Genomic DNA, 25,464 nt, shown 5'->3' with positions numbered 1-25,464 from the left:
CGGCCCACACTCGCGGGCAGGCGGCCCTGGTCGCGAACGGACGCCAGGTGTGCACCCGGGCCCCGCCATCACGCCGTTGGAGTCCGTTCGCGATCAGGGAGCGCCGCGGCGCGCTGGAAGCGCACGCGGCGCGCGCCGCATGCGCCCGAGGCGCGCGCCGATGAGGCACGCACTGCGTTCCGCGAGCCGTGCGAGCCGCGTGCGCTGAACCCAAGCAGGGCACACGCCACGCACGCCGAAGGGGCGGGTCCCGCGATGCGGGACCCGCCCCTTCGTGTCGACGTCGGCGCCCGCCGACGACCGACCGGCGACCGGCCGGCGCCGGCGCCGCTCAGGTGCCGAGCGTGCCGAGGTACAGCTCGGTGACCTTCGGGTCGTTGAGCAGGTCGCGGCCCGAGCCCGTATAGGCGTCGCGGCCCTGGTCGAGCACGTAGCCGCGGTCGCAGATCTGCAGGCAGCGCCGGGCGTTCTGCTCGACCATGATGCAGGTCACCCCGGCCTTGTTGATCTCGGACACCCGGATGAACGCCTCGTCTTGACGGACGGGCGACAGGCCGGCCGAGGGCTCGTCGAGCAGCAGCACCTTCGGGTCCATCATCAGCGCGCGGCTCATGGCGACCATCTGGCGCTCGCCGCCCGAGAGCGAGCCCGCGCGCTGCTTCAGGCGCTTGCCGAGTTCGGCGAAGATGCCGGTGACGAACTCGAGCCGCTCCTTGTAGATGCCGGGGTTCTGGTAGAGCCCCATCTGCAGGTTCTCCTCGATGGTGAGGCTCGGGAACACGTTGTTCGTCTGGGGGATGAAGCCCACCCCGCGCGAGACGAGCTTGTTGGCCTTGAGCCCCGTGATCTCCTCGCCCTCGAGCGTGATGCTGCCCTCGCGCACGTTGACCTGTCCGAAGATCGCCTTCAACAGCGTCGACTTGCCGGCGCCGTTGGGGCCGATGATGCCGATCAACTCGCCCTGGTGGGCGACGAGGGAGCATCCGTTCAGGATGTTGACACCGGGCAGGTAGCCCGCGTGCACCTCGTCGACGACGACGACGGGGGTTGCGGTCTCGACGGTCGTGCTCACTTCTCCTCCTCCTCGAGCTCGGCGATGCCCGCGGCGAGGAGCTTCTCCTGCACCTCGGCATCGGGTGCCGCCTCCGCGCCCTCGGGCGCGTAGCGCCCGGTCACGACGCCGAGGTCGAGCTCCTGGTGCGCGCCCAGGTACGCGTCGATGACGGCCGGGTCCTGCATGACCGAGTACGGGTCGCCCTCGGCGACCACGCGGCCCTCGGCCATGACGACGACCCAGTCGGCGATGTGGCGCACCATGTGCATGTCGTGCTCGACGAACAGCACGGTCATGCCCTCGTCCTTCAGGTCGAGGATGTGGTCGAGCAGCGACTGGGTGAGCGCCGGGTTGACGCCCGCCATCGGCTCGTCGAGCATGACGAGCTTCGGCTGGCTCATGAGCGCCCGAGCCATCTCGAGGAGCTTTCGCTGCCCGCCCGAGAGGCTCGCCGCGAAGTCGTTCGACTTCGCGTCGAGCTTGAACTTCGCGAGGAGCTTCATGGCGCGCTCCTCGATCTCGTCGTCCTGCTTGCGCCAGGCCGCCGGGATGAGGCTCGACCAGAAGCGCTCGCCGCGCTGGCCCTTGGCGCCGAGCTTCATGTTCTCGACGACCGTGAGCAGGCCGAGGGCCTTGGTCAGCTGGAAGGTGCGCACCTGGCCCATGCGGGCGACCTTGTACGCCGGAACGCCCGAGATCGACGTGCCGTCGAAGGTCCACGAACCCTCGTTGGGCTTGTCGAAGCCGGTGAGCAGGTTGAACAGGGTCGTCTTGCCGGCTCCGTTGGGGCCGATCAGCGCCGTGATGACCCCGCGCGGGATCTCGAGGTGCTCGACGTCGACGGCGGTGAGGCCGCCGAACGTGCGGCGCACGCCGTCGACCACGATGATCGGGTCGATCTTCGCGACACCGGGCTTGGCGTCGCCGACGTGGAGTCCGGTGGACTTGGGGCGTTCGACGGGCGACGCGGGCATCGCCGTCGTGGGCTCGTCGGGAGCCGGGAACTCACTTGACAAAGGTCAGCTCCTTCTTGTTTCCGAGGATGCCCTGTGGCATGAAGATCACCAACAGCATGAGCGCGACTCCCACGAGGATGAAGCGCAGCGTGCCGGCCTGGATCTGCGACATGAACGGCAGGACACCCGCCTGGACGAGTGCCGGCAGGAAGTTCGAGAGGAACGTCTGCAGCACCCAGAAGATGAGCGAGCCGAGCAGCGGCCCGAACACGGTCGCCGCACCGCCGAGCAGCAGCGCGGTCCACACGAAGAACGTGAGCGAGGTCACGTACACGCCGGGGCTCGCGGCACGGTCGAGGGCGTAGACGATGCCGCCGGCCGCGGCGAGCACGCCGCCGAGCACGAGGGCCTGCATCTTGTACGCGAACGCGTTCTTGCCGAGCGCGCGGACCGCGTCCTCGTCTTCGCGGATGCCCTTGAGCACGCGGCCCCAGGGGCTGCGCATGAGCATCCAGACGACGAGCACCGCGATCGCGAGCGTCACGAGGCCCATGATGCGGACCCACCATTCGTTGGCGGTGTACATCCACGGGCCGAACCCGTAGATGCCGTCGGGGATCGGGTTGGCGTCGCGGAACGAGCCCTGGTACCCCGAGAGGCCGTCGGCCGAGCCGGTGTACTCGTCGAACGCCGTCGTGAGGAACAGCAGGCGCACGACCTCGGCCGCGGCGATCGTCACGATGGCGAGGTAGTCGCCGCGCAGCCGCAGGGTCGGCACACCGAGGATGAGCGCGAAGATCGCGGATGCCCCGAGCCCGACCAGGATGGCGAGCCACCACGGGAACCCGAAGCTCAGCGAGGAGATCGCGTACCCGTAGGCCCCGATGGCCATGAAGCCGGCGATGCCCATGTTGAGCAGGCCCGCGTAGCCGAAGTGCACGGCGAGGCCGAGCGCGGCGAGCGCGTAGCCGATCGTCGCCGGGCTGAGGATCGACGAGAGCGAGTTGGAGAAGATCTGAAGCCAGTCCATGATGCGCGCCTACCCGATTCTCTCTCGACGGCCGAGGATGCCCTGCGGTCGGAACAGCAGGATCACGATGAGGATGACGAGCGCACCCGCGTACTTGAGGTCGTCGGGAATCCAGAGCCCGGAGACCTCGACGAGCACGCCCACGATCAGCGAGCCGATGAGCGCGCCGAACGCGGTGCCGAGACCGCCGAGGGTCACCGCGGCGAACATGAGCAGCAGCACCTGCGCGCCCATGTCCCACTTGATGCCCGGACGGTAGTAGGCGTACAGCACGCCGGCGAGGCCGGCGAGGCCGCCGGCGACGATCCACACGATCCGCACGACGTAGTCGACGTCGATGCCGGATGCCGCCGCCAGGGGCGAGTTGTCGCTGATGGCGCGCGTCGCCTTGCCGAGGCGGGAGTACGTGAGCCAGAGCGCGAACCCGACGATCACGAGGATCGAGAGGATGATCGAGGCGATGTCGATCCAGCTGAGCTGCACGGGGCCGAAGGCGAGCTTCGGCGCCGACGAGTACGGCAGCTGCGTCGTGCCGCCGCCGATGAAGAACTGGTAGATGTACCGCATCGCGAGCGAGAGGCCGATGCTGACGATCATCAGCTGGACGACGCCGACGCGCTTGCGACGGAGCGGTCGCCAGAGGATGACGTCGAGCACGAGGCCGAGCACGGCGCTCAGCACGACCGCGAGCGGCAGGCCGATCCACAGCGGCAGCGCGAGCGAGCCCGCGCTGACCAGGAAGGATGCCGCGACGGCGCCGAAGGTCACCATCTCGCCGTGCGCGAAGTTCGAGATGCCGGTCGTGCCGAACACGAGCGACAGGCCGACGGCCGCGAGCCCGAGCATGAGACCGAAGTTCAGGCCCTGCACGAGGCGCTGGAGGAACTGGTCCCACACGCTCGTGACGTTGCGCTCGCCCTCGCCGATGAAGAAGTTCACGGTCACGCGCCCGCCGGCGCCGACGGTGACGTCCTTCTCGTTGGGGCTGTCGTCTTCGGGATCGACCACGGCGATGCCCTCGGGCAGGGTCTCCTCGTCGAGCGTGACTGTGTAGTCGTCCTTCTCGGGGACGCTGACCCGCCATTGGCCGTTCTCGTCGGTCTCGACCTCTTGTTCACCCCCCGGGCCGTCGATGACGAGGCGGACGCCCTCGAGGGGTTCTCCATCGAGTTGGACGTTGCCGCTGATGCGATACGGGTCGCCCTCTGCGGCGGCCGCCGGGCCCGCGGTGAGGGTCACCACGGCGATCACGGCGGCCAACGCGGCGATGAGGACGCCGATCAGCCGGAACAGGCGTCCGGGTGGGGACGCGACGACAGGGGATGGGGATCTCACGAAACCTCCAGTCGGGACACCGCGGCCGACGTCGGTCTCGTCGGCTGCGAAGGAGACGGTATGAGCGTAGTGTGTCCGCGGTGTTTCATCGGCGCGTCCGACGACAACCGGTGCCGAATCGTGAACATCCTGCGAAGGGATGCCACGCCGGCGCGTGATCGCCGCGGCGGTGGCCCGCGGGCGGGAATATCCGCACACTCTGCGCGATTACAATCGGTACACACCGCGCGAGGCAGATCCCGTCGGCTGCGGTGCAACCCGATGCCGATCACGCGGACGGTATCTGTCGAACAGCGGAGGCGCGCCCACATGGACCAGCACGACCCCTTCGGATTCACGGGGCTCACCTACGACGACGTGCTCCTGCTGCCAGGGCACACCGACGTGATCCCGAGCGAGGCCGATACGAGTTCGCGGCTGACCCGCCGGATCACGGTCGCGACGCCGCTGCTGTCGGCGGCCATGGACACCGTGACCGAGGCGCGCATGGCGATCGCGATGGCCCGCCAGGGCGGCATCGGCATCCTGCATCGCAACCTCTCGATCGCCGACCAGGCCGACATGGTCGACCGCGTGAAGCGCTCCGAGTCGGGCATGGTGTCCAATCCGGTGACGACGTCGCCCGAGGCATCCGTCGCCGATGTCGACCGCCTCTGCGCGACGTACCGCGTGAGCGGCCTGCCGGTCGTCGACGACGACGGCGTGCTCGTCGGCATCATCACGAACCGCGACATGCGGTTCGTCTCCGACTTCGAGAAGGCGTCCACGACCGTCGCCGACGTCATGACCAAGGCGCCGCTGATCACGGGGCGCGTGGGCATGAACCCCGACGAGGCGCTCGCGATCTTCGCCCAGCACAAGATCGAGAAGCTGCCGCTCGTCGACGACGCCGGCCGGCTCACCGGTCTCATCACCGTGAAGGACTTCGACAAGTCCGAGCAGTACCCGAACGCCACCAAGGACGCCGAGGGGCGCCTGCGCGTCGGCGCGGCGATGGGCTTCTTCGGCGACGCGTGGGAGCGGGCCGAGGCGCTGCGCGACGCGGGCGTCGACGTGCTCGTGGTCGACACGGCCAACGGCGAGTCGGCGGGCGTGCTCGACATCATCCGCCGGCTGAAGAGCGACGAGAGCTTCGCGCACATCGACGTGATCGGCGGCAATGTCGCGACCTACGAGGGCGCGAAGGCGCTCGTCGAGGCGGGCGCCGACGCCGTGAAGGTGGGCGTCGGCCCCGGTTCCATCTGCACGACCCGCGTGGTCGCGGGCGTCGGCGTGCCGCAGGTGACCGCGGTGTACGAGGCATCCAAGGCCACGCGGCCCGCCGGCGTCCCGCTCATCGCCGACGGCGGCCTGCAGTACTCGGGCGACATCGCGAAGGCGCTGGTCGCCGGCGCCGACACGGTCATGCTCGGTTCGCTGCTGGCGGGCACGGCCGAGAGCCCCGGCGAGCTCGTCTTCCAGAACGGCAAGCAGTTCAAGACCTACCGCGGCATGGGCTCGCTCGGCGCGCTCCAGACGCGCGGCAAGAAGACCTCCTACTCGAAGGACCGCTACTTCCAGGCCGATGTCCCGAGCGACGACAAGCTCATCCCCGAGGGCATCGAGGGCCAGGTCCCGTTCCGAGGGCCGCTCTCGGCGGTGGCGTACCAGCTGATCGGCGGGCTGCGCCAGTCGATGTTCTACGTGGGTGCGCGCACGGTCGAGGAGCTCAAGGCGAAGGGCCGGTTCGTGCGCATCACGCCGGCCGGCCTCAAGGAATCGCACCCGCACGACGTGCAGATCGTCGTGGAGGCGCCGAACTACACGAGGTGACCGGCCCGGGCGTTTCGGGCAGACTGGTCACCGTGACCACGCCTGCCTCGCCCGCCGCCCCCGCCAAGCGCCCCTCGCCCTACTCGACCTCCTACCTGCTGACCGCAGCCGCGATCGCCGCGGCGACCGCGATCCTGCTCGTCGTCGGCAACTGGGTGGCGTACGCCACCGCCGCCGTGCCCTGGATGAACGGCGTGACGCTCGGCCTCTGGGTGCTGCCGTTCGCGCTCGCGCTGCGGCTGCTGCCGCTGCCGGGCACGACGCTGCTCGTGGCGCTGTTCGCGGGCATCGTGATGGGCCCGTTCCAGCCCGACGGCTTCCGCGCGATCCTCGTGAACCTCTGGTTCGCCCTGTTCTTCGAGATCGTCTTCGCGGTGACCCTGTACCGCGTCCGCGCGTTGTGGCTCTTCATCGTCGGCGGCGTCCTCACGGGCGGCGTGTGGGGAGCGACCCTGGCACTCTCGCTCGACGCGACCTCGATGGTGCCCGGCGTGATCGCGGCGACCGTCCTCATCCCCACGGCGAGCGGGGCGCTCGGCGCCTGGCTCGGCGTCGTCATCGCCGACGGCCTGATCGCGCGGGGCGTCGGGTCGACCACGCGCAAGCGGCTCGAGCAGCGTCGCGCCGCGCGGGTCGCCGCGGCTGCGCCGGCGCCCGAGGCAGCGCCCGAAGCGGGCTGACCGCCGGCTCCGGCCGGGGCCTCAGCCGCGCGCGTCGGCCAGCCGGGTGATCGCCTCGCCGAGCACCTCGGGTGAGCAGGCGAAGTTCAGCCGGGCGTGCCCCGCGCCGGCGGATGCCCCGAACTGCGGTCCGTTGGCGAGCGCGACCCGCGCGTGCTCGAGCGCGTGGACGGCCGGGTCGTCGCCCCAGCCGAGCGCGCTGAGGTCGAGCCAGGCGAGGTAGGTGGCGTCGGGGATGCGGTAGCGCACGCCCGGCAGTTCATCGGCGAGCAGGTCGGCGAGCAGACGCCGGCTGTCGTCGAGGCTCGCGAGCACGCCGTCGAGCCAGGGGCCGCCCTCCCGGAACGCGGCCACGGTCGCGATCGAGCCGAACTGGCTCATCCGCCACTCGACCTCGTACGGGAACCCCCGACGGATCGCATCGCCGCGCTCGCTCGCGGTGACGATGAGCGCCGCCTTGAGTCCCGCGAGGTTGAACGCCTTGGTCGCCGCGGTGACGGCGACGCCGACCTCGCGCGCGGTGTCGGAGACGGTGAGGAACGGCGTGTAGCGCGACGTCGGCTGCGACAGCGGGCCGTGCACCTCGTCGCTCACGACGGTCGCGCCGAACCGCTCGGCGAGATCGGCCAGCGCGCGCAGGTCGGATGCCTCGTGCACCAGGCCGATCGGGTTGTGCGGGTTGCAGAGCAGGATCGCCCGGGCGCCGCCGGCGAGGGCCGACTCGATGCCGGGCAGGTCGAGCGACCAGCCCTCGTCGATGCCGCCGGACATCGGCACCTCGACGAGGCGGGCCCCCGCCTCGGTGACGAGGTCGAAGAACGGCGGGTAGATGGGCGGCATCACGATCACGCCGTCGCCCGGCCCGACGCACCGGCGCAGCACCTCGACGATGCCCATGCTGACGTCGGCCGTGCAGGTGACCCGCTCGGGATCGACGTCCCAGCCGAAGCGCTGCGCGGCGAACGGGGCGAAGGCCTCGGCGACCGGCCGGCTGCCGGCGGCGTAGCCGGTGTCGGATCGTCGGATCGCCGCGTGCAGCGCCTCGGCGATCGGCTCGGCCAGCGGGTAGTCCATCTCGGCCACGGGCAGCGGCAGCACGTCGTCGGGGTAGAGCGCCCACTTCGCACTCGTGCGGGTGCGGAGGAGGTCGATGGGGTCTGCGGGCACGCGCTGCATGCCTCCCATCCTGCACCCCGGCGCCCGGCGCGGGACGCTATTCTGGTCGGCTGCCTACCGAACGGATGCTTCGCCATGGGATTCCTCGACGTCAACGGCGTCTCCTTCTCGCTGCCCGACGGTAGGCCCCTGCTCGCCGACATCGCGTTCCGCGCCGCCGACGGCCGGACGACCGCGCTGATCGGCGCGAACGGGGCGGGCAAGACGACGCTGCTGCGCATCGTGCGCGGCGAGCTGCGGCCCGACGAGGGCAGCGTGCAGGTCGACGGCGGCCTCGGCGTGATGGACCAGTTCGTGGGCACGGGCCGGGTGATCGCGGGCGTCGACACGACGGTGGGAGGGCTGCTCGTCTCGGTGGCGCCGGCGCGCGTGCGGTCCGCCGCCGTCGAGCTCGAGGCATCCGAAGCCGCGCTCATCGAGCGCGACGACACCGCGAACCAGATGCGGTACGCGACCGCGCTCGCCGAGTACGCCGAGGCGGGCGGCTACGACCAGGAGGTCGTCTGGGACCACTGCACGGCCGCGGCGCTCGGCATCCCGTGGGAGCGTGCGCGATGGCGCGACCTGTCGACACTGTCGGGCGGCGAGCAGAAGCGGCTGGCGCTCGAGGCGCTGCTGCGCGGTCCCGAGCAGGTCCTCCTGCTCGACGAGCCCGACAACTCGCTCGACGTGCCGGGCAAGCGCTGGCTCGAGCGGCAGCTGCGCCAGACGCCGAAGACCGTGCTGCTCGTGTCGCACGATCGGGAACTGCTCGCCGCGGCGGCCGACCGCATCGTGACCCTCGAGGCGAGCCCGGCGGGCAGCAGCGCCTGGGTGCACGGCGGCGGCTTCGAGGGGTACCACGCGGCGCGCGAGGCGCGATTCGAGCGCCTCGACGAGCTGCGGCGGCGATGGGACGAGCAGCACCAGCAGTTGAAGACGCTCGTGGCCACCCTCAAGGTGAAGGCGACCTACAACGACGGCATGGCGTCGCGGTACCAGGCGGCCGTGACGCGGCTGCGCAAGTTCGAGGAGGCGGGCCCGCCCGAGGAGCGGCCGCCCGCCCAGGCCGTGTCGATGCGCCTGCGCGGATCCCGCACGGGCAAGCGTTCCGTCGTCGCCGAGCGGCTCGAGCTCACCGGGCTCATGCGGCCCTTCGACCTCGAGGTCTGGTACGGCGACCGGGTCGCCGTGCTGGGGTCGAACGGTTCGGGCAAGTCGCACTTCCTGCGGCTCCTCGCCGCCGGAGGCAGCGACCCCGACCCGATGCAGGGGCACGTCACCGATCGAGGCGCGCGTATCGCGCCGGTCGCGCACACGGGCGGGGCGAGGCTCGGCGCCCGCGTGGTGCCGGGCTGGTTCGCGCAGGGCCACGAGCTGCCGGAGCTCCGGGGGCGGACGCTCCTCGACATCCTGCATCGCGGCGACGCGAACCGCGCCGGCATGGCGCGCGAGCAGGCGAGCTCGGCGCTCGATCGCTACGGACTCGCCGCCGCGGCGCACCAGGTCTTCGACTCGCTGTCGGGCGGGCAGCAGGCGCGGCTGCAGATCCTCCTGCTCGAGCTCTCGGGCGCGACGCTGCTGCTGCTCGACGAACCGACCGACAACCTCGACCTCGTCTCCGCAGAGGCACTGGAGGACGCGCTCACCCGGTTCGACGGCACCGTGCTCGCGGTGACGCACGACCGCTGGTTCGCGCGCGGGTTCGACCGGTTCCTCGTGTTCCGCGCCGACGGCGAGGTCGTCGAGACGGATGCCCCGACCTGGGAGGAGGGGCGGGTCGAGCGGGTCCGCTGACCGCGGCCACGCCACTGACGGCGGCGGGGTGCGGCGCCGCGCTGCCGGTGCCCTCCGGCCCGCGCCCCGCGCCAGGGGTTCGGTAGGGTTGTCGGGTGACCCAGGAGATCGAGATCGGCCGTGCCAAGCGGGGCCGACGTGTCTACGCGTTCGACGACATCGCGATCGTGCCGAGCCGGCGCACGCGCGACCCCGAAGACGTCTCGGTCGGGTGGTCGATCGATGCCTACCAGTTCGACATCCCGTTCCTCGCGGCGCCGATGGACTCCGTCGTGTCGCCGACGACGGCGATCATGATGGGCCGCCTCGGCGGCCTCGGCGTGCTCGACCTCGAGGGCCTCTGGACCCGGTTCGAGAACCCCGAGCCCGCGCTCGCGGAGATCCGCAACCTGAACCCCGAGCGTGCGACCCAGCGCATGCAGGAGCTGTACTCCGAGCCCATCAAGCCCGAGCTGGTCACCGCGCGCCTGGCCGAGATCCGCGCCGCCGGCGTCACCGTCGCCGGTGCGCTGTCGCCGCAGCGCACGCAGGAGCTCTACGAGACCGTCGTCGCCGCGGGCGTCGACCTGTTCGTGATCCGCGGCACCACGGTGTCGGCCGAGCACGTCTCGAAGAACCAGGAACCGCTGAACCTCAAGAAGTTCATCTACGAGCTCGACGTGCCCGTCGTCGTGGGCGGCGCCGCGACGTACACCGCGGCGCTGCACCTCATGCGCACGGGGGCCGCAGGCGTGCTCGTCGGATTCGGCGGGGGAGCCGCGTCCACGACGCGCGGCTCGCTGGGCATCCACGCGCCCATGGCGACCGCGGTCGCCGACGTCGCCGGCGCCCGCCGCGACTACCTCGACGAGTCGGGCGGTCGCTACGTGCACGTCATCGCCGACGGCGGCGTCGGGGCATCCGGCGACATCGTGAAGGCGATCGCGTGCGGCGCCGACGCGGTGATGCTGGGTGCGGCCCTCGCGCGGGCGACGGATGCCCCGGGCGGCGGCTGGCACTGGGGCGCCGAGGCGCACCACCCGAAGCTCCCGCGGGGCCAGCGCGTGCAGGTGGGCCAGGTGGCGCCGCTCGAGGAGATCCTCTACGGCCCGGCGCCCGGCGCCGACGGCACGGCGAACCTCGTGGGTGCGCTGAAGAAGTCGATGGCGACGACCGGGTACTCCGACCTCAAGGAGTTCCAGCGGGTCGAGGTCGTCGTCGCGCCGTACCAGGGGGCGTAGCGGCCGCAGCCTTCTGCTGCCCCCTCCCCGGCCGTCCGAATCCTCGGGTAGCGTGGGAGTGCAGGGCGGCGCCCGCCGTGGCGTCGCCGGATTGGGGGCTACGGTGGCCGAAGACAGGTCGGTGGCACGTTCGACGAAGCTCGGACCCGAGGAACGGCGCGCGGCGATCGAGCGGTTGCGCGACAAGGAACTCGACATCCTCGTCGTGGGCGGCGGCATCGTCGGCACCGGCGCGGCGCTCGACGCCGTCACGCGCGGCCTCTCGACGGGACTGCTCGAGGCGCGCGACTGGGCGTCGGGCACCTCCAGCCGGTCGTCGAAGCTCGTGCACGGAGGCATCCGGTACCTCGAGCAACTCGACTTCCGGCTGGTGCGCGAGGCGCTCATCGAGCGGGGACTCCTGCTCCAGCGCATCGCGCCGCATCTCGTGAAGCCCGTGCGCTTCCTGTATCCGCTGCAGAAGCGCGTCTTCGAGCGCTTCTACGTCGGCGCGGGCATGCTGCTCTACGACGTCTTCAGCTACACGGGCGGGCGCCCGCCCGGCGTGCCGCACCACCGCCACCTCACGAAGCGGCAGGTGCACCGGGCGATCCCGTCGCTGGCATCCGACGCGATGGTCGGCGGCCTCACGTACTACGACGCGCAGGTCGACGACGCACGGTACGTCGCGAGCCTCGCGCGCACCGCGAGCTCGTACGGCGCGCACGTCGCGAGCCGCGTGAAGGTCGAGGGGTTCCTCAAGGTCGGCGAGCGCGTCGTGGGCGTGAAGGCGCACGACCTGCAGACCGACGAGCACTTCGAGGTGCGCGCCAAGCAGGTCGTGAACGCGACCGGGGTCTGGACCGACGACACCCAGCGCATGGTGGGCGAACGCGGCACCTTCAAGGTGCGCGCGTCGAAGGGCATCCACCTCGTCGTGCCGCGCGACCGCATCCAGTCGGCCATGGGCATGATCTTCCGCACCGAGAAGAGCGTGCTCTTCGTGATCCCGTGGGGCCGGCATTGGCTCATCGGTACGACCGACACCGACTGGAACCTCGACAAGGCGCACCCGGCGGCCACCGCAGCCGACATCGACTACCTGCTCGAGCACGTGAACCGGGTGCTGAACATCCCGCTCACGCGTGAAGACGTCGAGGGCGTGTATGCGGGCCTGCGGCCGCTGCTCGCCGGCGAGAGCGAGGAGACGTCGAAGCTCTCGCGCGAGCACGTCGTGGCGCACACGGTACCTGGTCTCGTGGTCGTCGCGGGCGGCAAGTGGACCACCTACCGGATCATGGCCAAGGACGCGATCGACGCGGCCGCCGACGCCCTCGACGGGCGCGTGCCGGCGTCGACGACGCAGGACATCGCACTGCTGGGCGCCGAGGGCTACCAGGCGGCGTGGAACAAGCGCGGCAAGATCGCGCGCGCGTTCGACGTGCACAAGGTGCGCATCGAGCACCTGCTGAACCGCTACGGCACGCTGACCGACGAACTGCTCGACCTGATCCGCAGCGACCCGCGGCTCGGCGAGCCGCTGCCCGGAGCCGACGACTACCTCGCGGCGGAGGTCGTCTACGCGGCGAGCCACGAGGGCGCCCTCCACCTCGACGACGTGCTCGCGCGCCGTACGCGCATCTCGATCGAGGCGTGGGACCGCGGCGTGTCGGCAGCCCCGGTGGCCGCGGAGCTCATGGGCGAGGTGCTCGGCTGGGATGCCGCGCGGGTCACCCTCGAGGTCGAGCGCTACCTCCAGCGCGTCGAGGCCGAACGGGCATCGCAGCAGCAGCCCGACGACGAGTCCGCCGATCGCGTGAGGCTCGGAGCGCCCGACATCGTGAAGGTGGACTGAGGGGGCGTCGAGCCGGAAGGACGGGGGCCATGGTCGAGGTGCGGCGGGTGGACCTGCCCGGCGTCGGCGTGCTGCACTCGTTCACGACTTCGGCGGGCATCGAGGTGTCCGTGATCGCGCATCGCATGGGTTCGCGCGACCTCGTGACGCGCCTCGCCGGTGAGGAGCACGCGGTCGCGAGCCTCCGGCTCGACGAGGACGAGGCCCGCGTGCTCGCCGACCTGCTCGGCGGCACTCGCATCGTCGAGGCGATCGCCGAACTCGTCGACCTGCCCGGCGTGCCGATCGGCTGGGTGACGGTGGACCGCGACGATGCCCTGGCCGGCAAGACGCTCGGCTCGCTGCACCTTCCGGACGGGGTCTCGATCGTCGCGCTGGTGCGCGACGACGACGCAGTGCCCTCGCCGCCGGGCGATCGGGTCGTGCTCGCGGGCGACATCCTCGTGGCGGTCGGACCCGACGAAGGGGTGCAGCGGGTCTTCCGCGAGGTGGCATCGGGGTACGGCACGGTCGAATCCTGAAGACGGCGACCTGCGCTCTCGCGGCGCCGGCCGCCGTGCAGGCTCGCAGGCAGCCGACGGTAGGCTGGACAACCGTGTCGACCGCCTCCCGCCCCGTGCTGCGCATGATGGTGCGCCCCCGGTGGATCGCGGCGCTCGTGCTCGCCCTCGCCGTCGCCGCGGCGTTCGCGCTGCTCGGCCAGTGGCAGGTCGAGCGCGCGGTCGAGCAGGCGGTCGTCGCCGACCGGCCGACGGAAGAGGTGCGGCCCTTCGACGGGCTCGTCGAGCCCGACGAGCCGACGCCGCAGTCGGCGACCGGCCAGCGGGTCGAGGTCGCCGGAACGTGGGTCGCCGGTGACACGGTGCTCGTCGACGGTCGCCTGAACGACGGCACGCCGGGTACCTGGGTGGTCGCCCACCTCGAGGTGGCGGATGCCCCGGCCGGCGGCCTGCCGGTCGCGCTCGGTTGGGCGGAGGAGCGCGCCGACGCCGAGGCCGCGCTCGAGCGGTTCGACGCCGAAGCCGGTGCGGCCGCCGGTGCCGACGAGGCCGTCACGGTGACCGGGCGCTTCCTGCCGAGTGAAGCGCCGATGCTGCCGGGCGACGACGCCGACCCGCAGCGCATGCAGACCGTCGCGGTGGCCCAGCTGATCAACGTGTGGGAGGGGTACGACGATCGCCCCGTGTACTTCGGGTACGTCACCGCCGCCGAGCCGTTCGAGGGCCTCGAGGCGATCGTCTCGCCGCCGCCCGAGCAGACGGCCGAGCTGAACTGGCTCAACGTGTTCTACGCGGTCGAGTGGGTGGTGTTCGCCGCGTTCGCGATCTACCTCTGGTACCGGCTCGTGCGCGACGCCGTCGAGCGCGAGCGCGAGGAGGCCGAGCAGGCCGCGAACGCGTCAGCCGGTACGCCCGTCGCCTGAACCCGGCGCACCACGGCCGGGCGGGTCGCCGGTCATCGCCTGCGCGGACTCGCCGACCCGGCGGTCGCCCGGTGCGAGCCCGTCGGCGAACCCGGCCTTCACGGGTGAGATCGCGGAGCCGAGGCCGATCACGGCTCCGATGAGGATCGCTGCCATCGTGCGTCGCTGCATACCAACCCCCTCGTCGGTGCCGTCACGCTACGCCGATCCGGTGACGCCGGCGAGCGGGCACGCCGGGCGAGCGCGCCTCAGCCTTCGGCGTACGCAGCCGCGAACTCGGGTGACGGCTCGATCGGGGTGATCACGTCGACGAGCACGCCGCCGGGGTCGCGGACGATGACGTGCCGCTGCCCGAACGGCTCGTCGCGGAGGCCCTGCACGACCGGAACACCGGCCTCGGCGAGGCGGGCCGCGACGGCGTCGACGTCGTCGAGCTCGAAGGTGACGAGCACGCCACGCGCGACCTCGCCGTAGCCGGCGGGAACGGAGGAGTGCTCCGGATCGAGCAGCGCGAGTTCGTGACCCGCGTCGGGGTGGCGCAGGCTCACGTACCAGTCGGCTTCGAACGTCGTGTCGAAGCCGAAGTGCTCGCGATAGAACGCGGCGCTCGAGGCGACATCGCGGGTGCACAGGACGGCGTAGCTGCTGTTGAGCATGGGTGGTTCCTCTCGTCGGGATGAGGACGGCGACGATCGCCGAAGATGCATACAGGATGTATGTATGTGAGCCATGGTCACTGACGTACAGTGTGTATGTCAAGCATCGGAGGACCCATGGCGACCAAGGCGGAGCAGCGCGAACGCACGCGCGCCGACCTGGTGCGCATCGCGACGAGGCGATTCGCCGAGCGCGGGTACGCGGGCGTGGCGCTCGAGGACCTGGTCGCCGAGGCCGGCCTGACCCGCGGGGCGCTCTACCACCACTTCGGCAGCAAGGCGGGCCTGTTCCGCGCGGTGGTCGAAGCCGCGCAGATCCGCGTGGCCGAACTCGTCGAACTCGCGGTCGAGGGCTGCGACGAGACCCTCGTCGAGGGCTTCCTCGCCGGGTGCCGTGCATTCCTCGAGGCGAGCCTCGCGCCCGAGGCGCGACGCATCCTGCTCGTCGACGGGCCGGCGGTGCTGGGATGGGACGCGTGGCGCGAGGGCGACCTCGAGACGAGCGTCGGCCTGCTGGAGGCGGGCGTCGCCGAACTCGCCGACGCCGGTGTGATCGCCGACCGCTCGCTCGGCACGGTGAGCACGATGGTCTCGGGTGCGCTCAACGAGGTCGCGATCGCGAATGCGCACACCGCGGATCCCGCCGCGGGCATCGACGAGGCCATCGACCTCCTGCGGCGCATGCTCGGAGGGCTCGCACCGGGCGCCGCATCCGCGCCGGCCGCGCGGCGTGCCGCCGAGCCCGCCCCCGCGCCCGGACGTGCGCGCGCGACGTAGACTGGTCGCATGCCCCTCGAGCCCAAACTCGCCGATCTGCCGCGCATTCGCGGGGCGCTGAAGTTCTACATGGTCGCCTCGGCGATCACGGGCGTCATGCTGCTGCTGCTGTGCGCCGAGATGCTGCTCAAGTACGTCTGGCACCTCGAGCTCTTCGCGTTCGGGCCCAACGGGCTGCTGAGCTTCGAGCCCGTGCTCGAGACCGCGGCCGGCCTCGAGTCGACCGGCGCCGGCGTGAACCTCTCGACCGGCATCCTCATCGCCCACGGATGGTTCTACGTCGTCTACCTCTTCAGCGACTTCCGGCTCTGGAGCCTCATGCGGTGGCGGTTCCCGCGATTCATCCTGATCGCCCTCGGCGGCGTCATCCCGTTCCTGTCCTTCTTCCTCGAAGCGCGCATCGCGCGCGAGGTCAAGGGCTACCTGGCCGGTCGCGAGGCGGATGCCTCGGCTGCGGCCTCCGACGACGGCGCCGCGGGCGCCGACACCGACCCGACCGCCGTGGAGGCCGCCCAGTGACCACCGACTCGCCGAACAGCACCGCGAACAGCACCGACCAGCGCCCCGTCCTCGTCGTCGACTTCGGCGCGCAGTACGCGCAGCTGATCGCGCGGCGCGTGCGCGAGGCATCCGTCTACTCGGAGATCGTGCCGCACACCATCACGGCCGAAGAGGTCGCCGCACGCAACCCCGTCGGCATCGTGCTCTCGGGCGGGCCCAGCTCGGTCTACGAGGAAGGGGCGCCGTCGCTCGACGAGGGGATCCTCCAGCTCGGCGTCCCGACGCTCGGCATCTGCTACGGCTTCCAGGTGATGGCGCGCCAGCTGGGCGGCGAGGTCGCGCACACCGGCCAGCGCGAGTACGGGGCGACCGCCGTGACGGCCCGCACCGACGACAACCGGCTGCTCGGCGGCCAGCCCGAGCACCAGACCGTGTGGATGAGCCACGGCGACTCGGTCGCGGTCGCGCCCGAGGGCTTCGAGGTGCTCGCCTCGACCGCCTCGACGCCGGTCGCCGCGTTCGCCAACGACGAGAAGCAGTTCTACGGCGTGCAGTGGCACCCCGAGGTGAAGCACTCGGAGTACGGCCAGGACGTGCTCGAGAACTTCCTCCACCGGGCGGCCGGCATCCCGGCCGACTGGAACGCCGGCAACGTGATCGCCGAGCAGGTCGCGCGCATCCGCGAGCAGGTCGGCTCGGCACGCGTCATCTCCGCACTCTCGGGCGGCGTCGACTCGGCCGTCTCGACCGCGCTCGTGCAGCAGGCGGTCGGCGACCAGCTCACGGCGGTGTTCGTCGACCACGGGCTGCTCCGCAAGGGCGAGCGCGAGCAGGTGCAGCAGGACTACGTGCAGGCCACCGGCGTGCGGCTCGTGACGGTCGACGCGGCCGACACCTTCCTCGCGGCGCTCGAGGGCGTCAGCGACCCCGAGCAGAAGCGCAAGATCATCGGCCGCGAGTTCATCCGCGCGTTCGAGCAGGCCGAGCGCGACCTCATCGCCGAGGCTGCGGCCGAGGGCGAGCCGATCCGCTTCCTCGTGCAGGGCACGCTCTACCCCGACGTGGTGGAGTCGGGCGGCGGCACCGGCACGGCCAACATCAAGAGCCACCACAACGTCGGCGGCCTCCCCGAAGACCTGCAGTTCGAGCTCGTCGAACCCCTTCGCACGCTCTTCAAGGACGAGGTGCGCCAGATCGGCCGCGAGCTGGGCCTGCCCGAGGCGATCGTGGGCCGGCAGCCGTTTCCGGGGCCCGGCCTCGGCATCCGCATCGTGGGCGAGGTCACCCGTGATCGTCTCGATCTGCTCCGCGAGGCCGACGCGATCGCGCGCGAGGAGCTGAGCGCCGCGGGCCTCGATGGCGAGATCTGGCAGTGCCCCGTCGTGCTGCTCGCGGACGTGCGCTCGGTCGGCGTGCAGGGCGACGGCCGCACCTACGGGCATCCGATCGTGCTGCGGCCGGTCTCGTCCGAAGACGCGATGACCGCCGACTGGACCCGCCTGCCGTACGACGTGCTCGCGAAGATCTCGAACCGCATCACGAACGAGGTGCGCGAGGTCAACCGCGTCGTGCTCGACGTCACGTCGAAGCCGCCGGGAACCATCGAGTGGGAGTGAGCGCGAGGGCGCGGGCCGCGAGGTCCGCGCCCTCCGTCGTTCCGGCCGCTCTCGTTCGAGGAGTCGGAAGGCCGTTCAGTCGAGCAGCCGCCGGATGGCGACGCGGTGCGGCTCGAGGTCGAGCGGCTCGTCGCGTCGCGCCGTGACCTGGTGCAGGAGCATGCCGTCGCAGTAGTCGGCGAGCCAGCGCGCGCGCATCGCGGGTTCGGGGATGCCGGCCGCCTCGAGCATCGCCCGCGCGACGCCCATGAAGCGCGCGTGCCCTTGGCGGACGGCGTCGGGCTCGCCGAGCGAGACGGCGAAGCGGGCCCGCGTGAGCTCGGCCTGCGGCCCCGCGAACACGCCGAGGTAGCGGGCCAGGCGATCGGCCAGCTGCTCGGCGTCCGCGGGCACCGGGGTGCCGCGGTCGGCCTCCCAGAGGGCGAGGTCGCGCTGCTCGAGGCGTGCGACGACGGCGTCGACGAGTGCGGCGCGGGTGCGATGGAGGTTCGAGGTGGAGCCCGCCGGGAGCCCGGCGCGCTGGTCGACCGCGCGGTGGGTGAGGCCCTTCAGTCCGTGCTCGGCCACGAGCTCGAGCGCCGCGTCGGCGATGCGGGTGGGGCGTTGGGCCGGCGCCGGCGCGCCGCGATCGGGTCGGGCCTGGCGTTCGGACATGCCTCGATCCTATCCGTGCGACTACTTCTGTAGTGACATCGGACTACAAATGTAGTATCGTCGCGGCCATGTCCACGCGACAACCCATCACCGTCATCGGCGGCGGCATCGCCGGCCTCGCCCTGGCCGCCTGCCTGCCGCCCGACCGATTCGAGGTCACGCTCGTCGAGCAACGCGACGCACTGCCCGCCACGGGCACCAGCCTCGCGATCTGGGAGGAGGCGCAGGCCGCGCTCGAGCGCCTCGGCGTACTCGACGCGCTGCGCACCGCGAGCCCCGTGATCACGCGCTTCCCGATCCGCCGCGGCGACGGGCGCATCCTCGCGGCCACGTCGACCGAACCGTCACCGGTCGTGTCGCGCCTCGACCTGCTGCAGGCGCTCGAGGCGGCCGTGCCCGCGGGCGTTCGACGCGTGCGCGCGCGTGTCGACGAGCGCACCGACCTCGACGCGCTCGGCGGCGCCCCCGGCGCGCTGGTCATCGGCGCCGACGGCGTGCACAGCGCCGTGCGGCGGGCACACTGGGGAGCGGCCGGCGCGGCGATCGCGACGCCGTACCTGGCCGTGCGCGGGGTCATCGGGCGCGCGAGCGCGGTCGAGGCGATGGGCGAGTACTGGGCGCGCGGTCGCCTCTACGGCGTCGGCCCGCATCGGCTCGGCACGAACTGGTACGCCGCGTTCCGGTCCGACCTCGGCCCGAGGAACGTCGATGTCGCCGAGGCGCTCGCCGCAGCACGCCGCGACGCCGACCGCGATGCCGGGCTCGCACCCGCTGTCGCCGACGTGCTGCACACCGCGACCGCAGACGGGACCCTCGCCCAGCGCATCCACGTCACGCCGAGGCTGCGGTCGTACGTCCGCGACCGGTACGTGCTCGTCGGCGACGCCGCACACGCCATGACGCCGAACCTCGGCCGGGGCGCGGGCGAGGCGCTCGTCGATGCGACGACGCTCGCCGCCCTGCTCGCCGACCGGCCCGTCGAGGATGCGCTCGCCGCCTACGACGCCGCGCGGTGTCGGCGCACCACGGCGCTGGCCGCGGCATCCGCCCTGCTCATGCGCGTCGCGCTCGCCGAGCGGATGCAGCCGCTTCGCGATGGGGCGCTGGCGGTCGCCGGCCGGGGATCGCGTCGCCGAGCAGGCACCGCGGACCCCACCCAGGCGACGCGCCGCGCCGACCAGCCCGCGCCCGCCGACTCGCGCTGAGGGCGATCGATCCAGCAGGATGGCCGCATGGGGGTCATCGAGAACTCGAAACTGACGGTCGTCGGCGCGGGAGCGGTGGGCACGAGCCTCGCCTACGCGGCGCTCATCCGCGAGTCGGCGAGCGAGGTCGCGCTGTACGACATCGCGAGGGAGAAGGTCGAGGCCGAGGTGCTCGACCTCGCGCACGGCACGCAGTTCACCGGCTCGAGCGTGTCGGGCGGCGCCGACCTCGCCGTCGTCGAGGGCTCGCACGTCGTCGTGATCACCGCCGGCGCGAAGCAGGAGCCCGGCCAGACCCGGATGGACCTCGCGGGCACGAACGTCCGCATCCTCGAGCGGCTGCTGCCCTCGCTCGTCGAACGCGCTCCGGGCGCCGTGTTCGTGCTCGTCACGAACCCCGTCGACGTGCTGACCCTCGCGGCGCAGCGGATCTCGGGCCTGCCGCCCGAGCGCGTCTTCGGCTCGGGAACCGTGCTCGACACGTCGCGCCTGCGCTGGCTGCTCGCCCGGCGCGCCGGCGTGTCGACGTCGAGCGTGCACGCCGCGATCGTCGGCGAGCACGGCGACACCGAGTTCCCGCTGTGGTCGGAGGCGCGAATCGGCCCCGTGCCGATCCTCGACTGGGCGGGGGAGCGGCCGTTCCACCGCGAGGAGCTCGACGAGATCGCCCGCGACGTGCGCGATGCGGCGTACACGGTCATCCGCGGCAAGGGCGCGACGAACTACGCCATCGGCCTCACGGGCGCCCGCATCGTCGAGGCGGTGCTCCGCGACGAAGACGCCGTGCTCCCCGTGAGCACGGTGCACGGTGCGGACGACCTGCCCGCCCTCGACGGCGTCGCGCTGTCGCTGCCGTCGGTCGTGAACGGCGAGGGCGCGCGAGCGATCGGCGGCATCCCGATGGCGGACGACGAGCGCGCGAAGCTGGCCGCGTCGGCCGACGCGATCCGCGCCGCGGCATCCGCGCTCGGCCTCTGAGATCTTCGGCCGAGATTTCTTCGGCCGGATGTCGATTCCGGGGGTTCCCCGTTCGACGCTGCAGTGAGAGGGTCGAGACGGACCCGGACACCGAGGAGAGAACCACCATGTCGAAGTACATGCTGATCATGCGAGCCGACGACCGGGGCGTCGCGGCGTACGAGGAGATCCCGTTCGAGCAGGTCATCGAGGCGATGGGCCGCTACAACGAGTCGATGATGAAGGCCGGGGTGCTCCTGGCCGGCGAGGGGCTGTCCGACGCGAGCGAGGGCTTCGTCGTCGACTTCTCGGGCGAGACCCCGCTCATCACCGACGGCCCCTACGGCGAGACGAAGGAACTCTTCAACGGGTTCTGGATCATCGACGTCGCGACGCGCGAGGAAGCGGCCGAGTGGGCGAGCCGCGCACCGCTCGGGCCCGGTGCGTACCTCGAGGTGCGCCGCGTGCACGACGAGAGCGACTTCCCGCAGGACAACGAGTGGATCGAGAAGGAAGCCGGCTGGCGCGAGGAGCAGGCCGAGCGGGCGGCGGGCTCCTGAACGGCGCCGACCGCCGATGACGGATGCCACGCCCGGGCGCCGCGCCGACGACGAGTCGGCGCGGCGCTCCGTCGTCGCCGTCTGGCGCATCGAGTCGGCACGCATCGTCGCGACGCTCACGCGCATGGTCGGCGACTTCGGACTCGCCGAGGATCTCGCGCAGGACGCCCTCGTCGACGCGCTCGCGCAGTGGCCCGTCGACGGCGTGCCGAAGAACCCCGGGGCGTGGCTCACCGCCGTGGCCAAGCGCAAGGCCATCGACGGCTGGCGCCGCCGTGAGCGCTACGACGATCGGCTGGCCGCGATCGCGCACGATCTCGCCGACGAGCAGCAGCGAGCGGCGGATGCCCCGCCCTGGGATCCCGACGCGATCGACGACGACGTGCTTCGCCTGGTCTTCGTCGCGTGCCATCCGGTGCTCTCGCGCGAGGCCAGGGTCGCGCTGACCCTGCGGGTGGTGGGCGGGCTCACCACCGAGGAGATCGCGCGGGCGTTCCTCGTGCCCACCTCGACCGTGCAGCAGCGCATCGTGCGTGCGAAGAAGGCCCTCGCCGATGCCGGCGTCGGGTTCGAGGTTCCCGACCGCGAGGAATTCCCGCAGCGGCTCGGCACCGTGCTCGGCGTGCTGTACCTGATCTTCAACGAGGGATACGCGGCGAGTTCGGGCGACGACTGGATGCGGCCCGAGCTCAGCCGCGAGGCGCTGCGGCTCGCCCGCGTGCTGGCCGGGCTCGTGCCGCGCGAGCCCGAGGTGCACGGCCTCGTCGCGCTCATGGAGCTCACGGCGGCGCGGTTCCCGGCACGGCTCGACCGAGACGGCGAGCCGATCCTGCTGGCCGACCAGGACCGCACGCGCTGGGATCGATCGGCCATCACGCGCGGACGTACGGCGCTTCAGCGAGCCGACGCCCTCGGACGCGGACGCGGCCCCTACGCCCTGCAGGCCGCGATCGCCGAGCAGCACGACGTCGCGGCATCCGTCGACGACACCGACTGGAACGCGATCGTCGCCATCTACGACGCACTCCTGCGACTCGCGCCCTCGCCGGTGGTCGAACTCAACCGAGCCGTCGCGGTGTCGATGGCGTCGGGTGCGGCGGCCGGCCTCGACCTCGTCGACGCGCTCGCCGGCGATCGGCGGCTCGCCCTGTCGCACCTGCTGCCGAGCGTGCGCGGCGAGCTCCTCGCGAGGCTCGGCCGCGACGACGAGGCGCGCGCCGAGTTCGAGCAGGCGGCCGATCGCACCGAGAACGCGCGCGAGCGCGCCGTGCTGCTCGCGAAGGCGACCGCGCGGCGCTGACTCGACGAACGCGAACGGGCCGCCCCCGAGGGGACGGCCCGTTCGATGAGACGCGCGTGCGTCGGTCGCTGGACGGCGTCAGTCGCTGGACTGGGCGATCGCGAGGATGCGCAGGATCTCGAGGTACAGCCAGATGACCGTGACCATGACGCCGAATGCGCCGGTCCACGAGTACTTCTTCGGGGCGCGGTTGCGCACGCCCTGCTGGATGAAGTCGAAGTCGAGCACGAGCGAGTACGCGGCCATGATCACGACGAGGATGCCGATGATGACGCCCCACGGGATGCCGAAGATGAAGCTCGGCTCGCTGCGCAGGCCGAACGCGTTGTCGGTCGCGCCGAAGAGCATCATGCCGAGGTTCACGAGCGAGAACACGAGGTAGCCGACCATCGCGACGAGGAAGATCTTCGTCGCCTTGGCGGAGGCCCGGATCTTGCCGGAGGCGAACAGTGCGAGCGTGACGCCGACCACGACGAGCGTCGCGATCACGGCCTGGCCGACGATGCCGTCGCCGAAGACCAGCTCGTACCACTGGGAGATCGCACCCACGAACACGCCCTGCACGGCGGCGTAGATGAGGATGAGCGCGGGCGAGGGCTCGCGCTTGAACGAGTTGACGAGGCCCAGCACGAAGCCGGCGATCGCCGCGCCGATCCAGAGGGCGGGCATGCTCTCGGCCGTGAACCAGCCGATCGCGGCGCCGACGAGCATCACTCCGAACGAGATCGCGGACTTGGCGATCGCGTCGTCGTAGGTCATGACCTCGCGGTCGTTGAGCGTCGCGGGACGCTCGTACATCTCCTGCAGCTGGGACGCGGAGACGTCTTGCGCGGCAGCGACGGCCCCCTGCTTCGAGAATGCCTCGTTGCGAGAGAAGGCGGGGTTGTCGAGAGCCATTGCGGTGGTTCCTCTGCTTTCGGCGGTCGTCGGGTGGAGGGGAATCACGCGGACCCGGTTGTCCGCGCCTCTCCAATCTACCCGTTCCATCACGAGAGAACGCCGTGAGATCCCGCGCTATTCCGGCCGTGGCATCCGTTCGCGTCGGTACGCTGGCGACATGCTGCGCGACTCGGCCGACCGCCCGCTCGTCATCGGCCATCGCGGCGCGCCCGGCTACCGCCCCGAGCACACGGCGCCGTCGTACGAACTCGCGTTCCGCCTCGGCGCCGAGGCCGTCGAGCCCGACCTCGTCGCGACCCGCGACGGCGTGCTCGTGCTGCGCCACGAGAACGAGATCAGCGGCACGACGGATGTCTCGTCGAGGCCCGAGTTCGCCGCGCGCCGCACGACGCGCGAGATCGACGGCACGGAGCTCACCGGATGGTTCACCGAGGACTTCACCTGGGCGGAGCTGTCGACGCTGCGCGCGACCGAGCGGCTCGGCGCGCTGCGGCAGGCGAGCGCGTCGTTCGACGGACGCTACCCGGTCATCCGCTTGCGCGACCTCCTCGCGATCGTCGACCGCGCGTCCGACGAGGGCGACCGGATGCTCCGCCTCGTCGCCGAGTTCAAGCACGCGAGCCACTTCGATGCGCTCGGACTCCCACTCGACGAGCTGTTCGCCGCTGAGCTCGACTCGGCGGGCTGGGGCCGCGGCGACGAACGGCTGATCATGGAGGCGTTCGAGCCGACCGTGCTCGATCGCCTCGGCGTGCGGGGCGTGCGCGGTTCCCGGGTGCTGCTCATCGAGGACACCGGGACGCCGTGGGACCTCGTACTCGCCTCGGGGCGCCAGGCGCCGCCGTACGACTCGTTCGCGACCGAGTCGGGCCTGTACGCGCTCGCCGGGCGGTTCGACGGCGTGAGCGTCGGCAAGCGCCGGCTCGTGGGGCCCGCGCGACGCGGTACGCCCGCCGAGGTGCTGGGCGGCGCCGACCTCGTCGACGCCGCACACGGCGCGGGACTCTCGGTGTTCACCTGGACGCTGCGCCCCGAGAACCGCTTCCTCGCCCCGGCCCGACGGCACGGCGCCGCTCGCGGCGTGTGGGGGGACTGGCTCGGGGAGTTCCGTGCCGTGATCGAGACGGGCGTCGACGGGATCTTCGTCGATCACCCGGACCTCGGACTCGAGGCGCGGGCCGTGCACGGCGCCCCGTAGCGGGGTTGTGGACGACCGTCGGCCGAGTGCCGGTGCGTCGCTATGGTGAGGGCACCACCACGCATCGCCCCATCGAAGGAGTACCGATGACCACGACGACGACGCCCCCGCGGCGCACGCGGGCCGCCACCGCGGCCCTCTCCCTCGCGATCGGCATGCTGGTCGCCGCGGCGCTCCTCGGCGGGTTCTTCATCATCGTCGGCGACCAGGCCAACGTCGCCGCCCGCGCGTGGATGACCCTGTTCCTCGTCGCGGCCTTCGCCGGCGTCGTGCTCCTCGACGCGAGCGTCGGCGACGGGCCGAACCGCTGGTACCTCGCCGCCTCGACCGTGACCAACGTCGTGCTCGTCGCGGTCGGCCTGCTGAAGATCTGGAACGGGTGGGGCCAGCCCGCCGATACGGCGGACGCCGGGGTGTGGGCGGAGCAGATCGGCCGCTTCGTGCTGGTCGTGCTGCTGCTGCGGGTGGCGCTGCTCGTCACGCAGCTCTACGGGCTGTACTTCGTCGCACGCGCGAAGTCGACCGCGAGCGCGGTCGCGGGGGTCGTCACGCTCGTCCTGGTGTGGGTGACCGCGCTCATCCTCGCGATCCCCGCGGCGTTCCCCGCGCTCGATTGGCCGGACTGGTGGTGGCGCACGGCCGGGGCGACCTCGCTCGTCGCGCTCGTGTCGGCGATCATCCCGATCCTCGTCAAGGCGTTCGAGCCGAAGCCGCCGCGGCCCGCGCCCGCACCCGTCCAGGCGCCTGCCGCGCCGTTTGCGCACCCGACCGGTGCGCCCGTGCCGCCGGCTGCGCAGCCTGCGCCGCCGGTCACCCCGCCGACCGCGCCGCCGGCCGCGCCGCC

Annotated in this window: 25 protein-coding genes; 16 read left to right on the top strand and 9 right to left on the bottom strand. The window is 71.9% G+C overall.

All coding sequences use genetic code 11. The features are described from left to right. Positions 1 to 331 precede the first annotated feature (331 nt). Genes GE115_RS15550 through GE115_RS15535 form a run of 4 tightly spaced genes read right to left on the bottom strand, consistent with a single transcriptional unit; the run spans position 332 to position 4,321 of the window. A complete protein-coding gene (locus tag GE115_RS15550) occupies positions 332 to 1,072 on the bottom strand; it encodes an ABC transporter ATP-binding protein (RefSeq protein ID WP_312855246.1) in 741 nt (246 codons plus the stop codon). Continuing rightward, the gene (locus GE115_RS15545) at positions 1,069 to 2,028 is read right to left on the bottom strand and encodes an ABC transporter ATP-binding protein (RefSeq protein ID WP_153685755.1); all 960 of its coding nucleotides are present in this window, start codon (positions 2,026 to 2,028) and stop codon (positions 1,069 to 1,071) included. The genes GE115_RS15550 and GE115_RS15545 overlap by 4 nt, the downstream gene beginning before the upstream one ends. A 31-nt stretch (positions 2,029 to 2,059) precedes the next feature. Beyond that, positions 2,060 to 3,040, bottom strand: a complete 981-nt coding sequence (locus GE115_RS15540; RefSeq protein ID WP_153685698.1) for a branched-chain amino acid ABC transporter permease — start codon at positions 3,038 to 3,040, stop codon at positions 2,060 to 2,062. Between the two features lie 9 nt (positions 3,041 to 3,049). Next, complete coding sequence (locus GE115_RS15535) at positions 3,050 to 4,321, bottom strand: ABC transporter permease subunit (RefSeq protein WP_376765726.1); 1,272 nt, start codon at positions 4,319 to 4,321, stop codon at positions 3,050 to 3,052. Between the two features lie 363 nt (positions 4,322 to 4,684). On the opposite strand from GE115_RS15535, the gene guaB reads away from it, so the two are divergent. Continuing rightward, positions 4,685 to 6,187 (top strand): IMP dehydrogenase, encoded by a 1,503-nt coding sequence (guaB, locus tag GE115_RS15530; RefSeq protein WP_153685697.1) that lies wholly within the window; start codon positions 4,685 to 4,687, stop codon positions 6,185 to 6,187. A gap of 32 nt (positions 6,188 to 6,219) precedes the next feature. Further along, positions 6,220 to 6,867, top strand: a complete 648-nt coding sequence (locus GE115_RS15525; RefSeq protein ID WP_172979969.1) for an ECF transporter S component — start codon at positions 6,220 to 6,222, stop codon at positions 6,865 to 6,867. A 21-nt stretch (positions 6,868 to 6,888) separates the two neighbouring features. Here the strand turns inward: GE115_RS15525 and GE115_RS15520 are convergent, their stop codons facing one another. Next, entirely contained in the window at positions 6,889 to 8,043 is a 1,155-nt protein-coding gene (locus tag GE115_RS15520; RefSeq protein ID WP_153685695.1) for a MalY/PatB family protein, read from the bottom strand. A 75-nt stretch (positions 8,044 to 8,118) separates the two neighbouring features. Between GE115_RS15520 and GE115_RS15515 the strand changes: the two genes are divergently transcribed. The 5 genes from GE115_RS15515 (at position 8,119) to GE115_RS15495 (ending at position 14,296) form a co-directional block, all read left to right on the top strand. Continuing rightward, positions 8,119 to 9,819 (top strand): ABC-F family ATP-binding cassette domain-containing protein, encoded by a 1,701-nt coding sequence (locus GE115_RS15515; RefSeq protein WP_153685694.1) that lies wholly within the window; start codon positions 8,119 to 8,121, stop codon positions 9,817 to 9,819. Between the two features lie 95 nt (positions 9,820 to 9,914). Then, complete coding sequence (locus GE115_RS15510; protein WP_312855244.1) at positions 9,915 to 11,039, top strand: GuaB3 family IMP dehydrogenase-related protein; 1,125 nt, start codon at positions 9,915 to 9,917, stop codon at positions 11,037 to 11,039. A 121-nt stretch (positions 11,040 to 11,160) separates the two neighbouring features. Then, positions 11,161 to 12,873: a glycerol-3-phosphate dehydrogenase/oxidase gene (locus GE115_RS15505; RefSeq protein WP_312855243.1), complete on the top strand. Its 1,713-nt coding sequence runs from the start codon at positions 11,161 to 11,163 to the stop codon at positions 12,871 to 12,873. 29 nt (positions 12,874 to 12,902) lie between these two features. Further along, positions 12,903 to 13,394 carry a cation:proton antiporter regulatory subunit gene (locus tag GE115_RS15500; RefSeq protein WP_153685693.1) on the top strand — a complete coding sequence of 164 codons (492 nt, stop codon included), beginning with the start codon at positions 12,903 to 12,905 and terminating at the stop codon, positions 13,392 to 13,394. 74 nt (positions 13,395 to 13,468) lie between these two features. Then, positions 13,469 to 14,296 carry an SURF1 family protein gene (locus GE115_RS15495; RefSeq protein WP_153685692.1) on the top strand — a complete coding sequence of 276 codons (828 nt, stop codon included), beginning with the start codon at positions 13,469 to 13,471 and terminating at the stop codon, positions 14,294 to 14,296. Here the strand turns inward: GE115_RS15495 and GE115_RS15490 are convergent. Next, positions 14,273 to 14,467, bottom strand: a complete 195-nt coding sequence (locus GE115_RS15490; protein WP_153685691.1) for a hypothetical protein — start codon at positions 14,465 to 14,467, stop codon at positions 14,273 to 14,275. The two genes, GE115_RS15495 and GE115_RS15490, sit on opposite strands and share 24 nt — an antisense overlap. A gap of 77 nt (positions 14,468 to 14,544) precedes the next feature. Next, on the bottom strand, positions 14,545 to 14,952 hold the full coding sequence (locus tag GE115_RS15485; protein WP_153685690.1) for a VOC family protein: 408 nt from the start codon (positions 14,950 to 14,952) through the stop codon (positions 14,545 to 14,547). A gap of 117 nt (positions 14,953 to 15,069) precedes the next feature. On the opposite strand from GE115_RS15485, the gene GE115_RS15480 reads away from it, so the two are divergent. Genes GE115_RS15480 through guaA form a run of 3 tightly spaced genes read left to right on the top strand, consistent with a single transcriptional unit; the run spans position 15,070 to position 17,846 of the window. Further along, the gene (locus GE115_RS15480; RefSeq protein WP_172979968.1) at positions 15,070 to 15,729 is read left to right on the top strand and encodes a TetR family C-terminal domain-containing protein; all 660 of its coding nucleotides are present in this window, start codon (positions 15,070 to 15,072) and stop codon (positions 15,727 to 15,729) included. Positions 15,730 to 15,738: 9 nt separating this feature from the next. Beyond that, the gene (locus GE115_RS18600) at positions 15,739 to 16,248 is read left to right on the top strand and encodes a DUF3817 domain-containing protein (RefSeq protein ID WP_153685688.1); all 510 of its coding nucleotides are present in this window, start codon (positions 15,739 to 15,741) and stop codon (positions 16,246 to 16,248) included. After that, entirely contained in the window at positions 16,245 to 17,846 is a 1,602-nt protein-coding gene (gene guaA / locus GE115_RS15470) for a glutamine-hydrolyzing GMP synthase (RefSeq protein WP_312855242.1), read from the top strand. Before GE115_RS18600 ends, guaA begins: the two co-directional genes overlap by 4 nt. 75 nt (positions 17,847 to 17,921) lie before the next feature. Here the strand turns inward: guaA and GE115_RS15465 are convergent, their stop codons facing one another. Next, positions 17,922 to 18,500: a TetR/AcrR family transcriptional regulator gene (locus tag GE115_RS15465; RefSeq protein ID WP_153685687.1), complete on the bottom strand. Its 579-nt coding sequence runs from the start codon at positions 18,498 to 18,500 to the stop codon at positions 17,922 to 17,924. Between the two features lie 68 nt (positions 18,501 to 18,568). On the opposite strand from GE115_RS15465, the gene GE115_RS15460 reads away from it, so the two are divergent. The 4 genes from GE115_RS15460 to GE115_RS15445 all read left to right on the top strand — a co-directional run bounded on the left by GE115_RS15460 (position 18,569) and on the right by GE115_RS15445 (position 22,522). Then, the gene (locus GE115_RS15460) at positions 18,569 to 19,705 is read left to right on the top strand and encodes an FAD-dependent monooxygenase (RefSeq protein ID WP_153685686.1); all 1,137 of its coding nucleotides are present in this window, start codon (positions 18,569 to 18,571) and stop codon (positions 19,703 to 19,705) included. A 27-nt stretch (positions 19,706 to 19,732) separates the two neighbouring features. Continuing rightward, on the top strand, positions 19,733 to 20,683 hold the full coding sequence (locus GE115_RS15455) for an L-lactate dehydrogenase (protein WP_153685685.1): 951 nt from the start codon (positions 19,733 to 19,735) through the stop codon (positions 20,681 to 20,683). 107 nt (positions 20,684 to 20,790) lie between these two features. After that, a complete protein-coding gene (locus tag GE115_RS15450) occupies positions 20,791 to 21,222 on the top strand; it encodes a YciI family protein (protein ID WP_153685684.1) in 432 nt (143 codons plus the stop codon). A gap of 16 nt (positions 21,223 to 21,238) precedes the next feature. Continuing rightward, complete coding sequence (locus GE115_RS15445) at positions 21,239 to 22,522, top strand: RNA polymerase sigma factor (RefSeq protein ID WP_153685683.1); 1,284 nt, start codon at positions 21,239 to 21,241, stop codon at positions 22,520 to 22,522. A 78-nt stretch (positions 22,523 to 22,600) separates the two neighbouring features. On the opposite strand, the gene GE115_RS15440 is transcribed toward GE115_RS15445, so the two are convergent. Next, a complete protein-coding gene (locus GE115_RS15440) occupies positions 22,601 to 23,419 on the bottom strand; it encodes a Bax inhibitor-1/YccA family protein (protein WP_153685682.1) in 819 nt (272 codons plus the stop codon). Positions 23,420 to 23,579: 160 nt separating this feature from the next. On the opposite strand from GE115_RS15440, the gene GE115_RS15435 reads away from it, so the two are divergent. Continuing rightward, a complete protein-coding gene (locus GE115_RS15435; protein ID WP_153685681.1) occupies positions 23,580 to 24,620 on the top strand; it encodes a glycerophosphodiester phosphodiesterase family protein in 1,041 nt (346 codons plus the stop codon). Positions 24,621 to 24,706: 86 nt separating this feature from the next. Further along, on the top strand, positions 24,707 to 25,464 hold a 758-nt coding region (locus GE115_RS15430), incomplete at its 3' end, for a hypothetical protein (RefSeq protein ID WP_153685680.1).

Origin of the sequence: Agromyces agglutinans (assembly GCF_009647605.1) — a bacterium.
Lineage (GTDB): Bacteria > Actinomycetota > Actinomycetes > Actinomycetales > Microbacteriaceae > Agromyces > Agromyces agglutinans.
This window is presented reverse-complemented; position numbering and strand designations above follow the sequence as displayed.

What these genes read in the sequence shown, in the direction of transcription:
- GE115_RS15545 (WP_153685755.1), bottom strand. Translation starts at nt 2,028, where the DNA reads ATGCCCGCGTCGCCCGTCGAACGCCCCAAGTCCACCGGACTCCACGTC.
- GE115_RS15540 (WP_153685698.1), bottom strand. Translation starts at nt 3,040, where the DNA reads ATGGACTGGCTTCAGATCTTCTCCAACTCGCTCTCGTCGATCCTCAGC.
- guaB (WP_153685697.1), top strand. Translation starts at nt 4,685, where the DNA reads ATGGACCAGCACGACCCCTTCGGATTCACGGGGCTCACCTACGACGAC.
- GE115_RS15520 (WP_153685695.1), bottom strand. Translation starts at nt 8,043, where the DNA reads ATGCAGCGCGTGCCCGCAGACCCCATCGACCTCCTCCGCACCCGCACG.
- GE115_RS15515 (WP_153685694.1), top strand. Translation starts at nt 8,119, where the DNA reads ATGGGATTCCTCGACGTCAACGGCGTCTCCTTCTCGCTGCCCGACGGT.
- GE115_RS15500 (WP_153685693.1), top strand. Translation starts at nt 12,903, where the DNA reads ATGGTCGAGGTGCGGCGGGTGGACCTGCCCGGCGTCGGCGTGCTGCAC.
- GE115_RS15490 (WP_153685691.1), bottom strand. Translation starts at nt 14,467, where the DNA reads ATGCAGCGACGCACGATGGCAGCGATCCTCATCGGAGCCGTGATCGGC.
- GE115_RS15485 (WP_153685690.1), bottom strand. Translation starts at nt 14,952, where the DNA reads ATGCTCAACAGCAGCTACGCCGTCCTGTGCACCCGCGATGTCGCCTCG.
- GE115_RS15480 (WP_172979968.1), top strand. Translation starts at nt 15,070, where the DNA reads ATGGCGACCAAGGCGGAGCAGCGCGAACGCACGCGCGCCGACCTGGTG.
- GE115_RS18600 (WP_153685688.1), top strand. Translation starts at nt 15,739, where the DNA reads ATGCCCCTCGAGCCCAAACTCGCCGATCTGCCGCGCATTCGCGGGGCG.
- GE115_RS15465 (WP_153685687.1), bottom strand. Translation starts at nt 18,500, where the DNA reads ATGTCCGAACGCCAGGCCCGACCCGATCGCGGCGCGCCGGCGCCGGCC.
- GE115_RS15460 (WP_153685686.1), top strand. Translation starts at nt 18,569, where the DNA reads ATGTCCACGCGACAACCCATCACCGTCATCGGCGGCGGCATCGCCGGC.
- GE115_RS15455 (WP_153685685.1), top strand. Translation starts at nt 19,733, where the DNA reads ATGGGGGTCATCGAGAACTCGAAACTGACGGTCGTCGGCGCGGGAGCG.
- GE115_RS15450 (WP_153685684.1), top strand. Translation starts at nt 20,791, where the DNA reads ATGTCGAAGTACATGCTGATCATGCGAGCCGACGACCGGGGCGTCGCG.
- GE115_RS15445 (WP_153685683.1), top strand. Translation starts at nt 21,239, where the DNA reads ATGACGGATGCCACGCCCGGGCGCCGCGCCGACGACGAGTCGGCGCGG.
- GE115_RS15440 (WP_153685682.1), bottom strand. Translation starts at nt 23,419, where the DNA reads ATGGCTCTCGACAACCCCGCCTTCTCTCGCAACGAGGCATTCTCGAAG.
- GE115_RS15435 (WP_153685681.1), top strand. Translation starts at nt 23,580, where the DNA reads ATGCTGCGCGACTCGGCCGACCGCCCGCTCGTCATCGGCCATCGCGGC.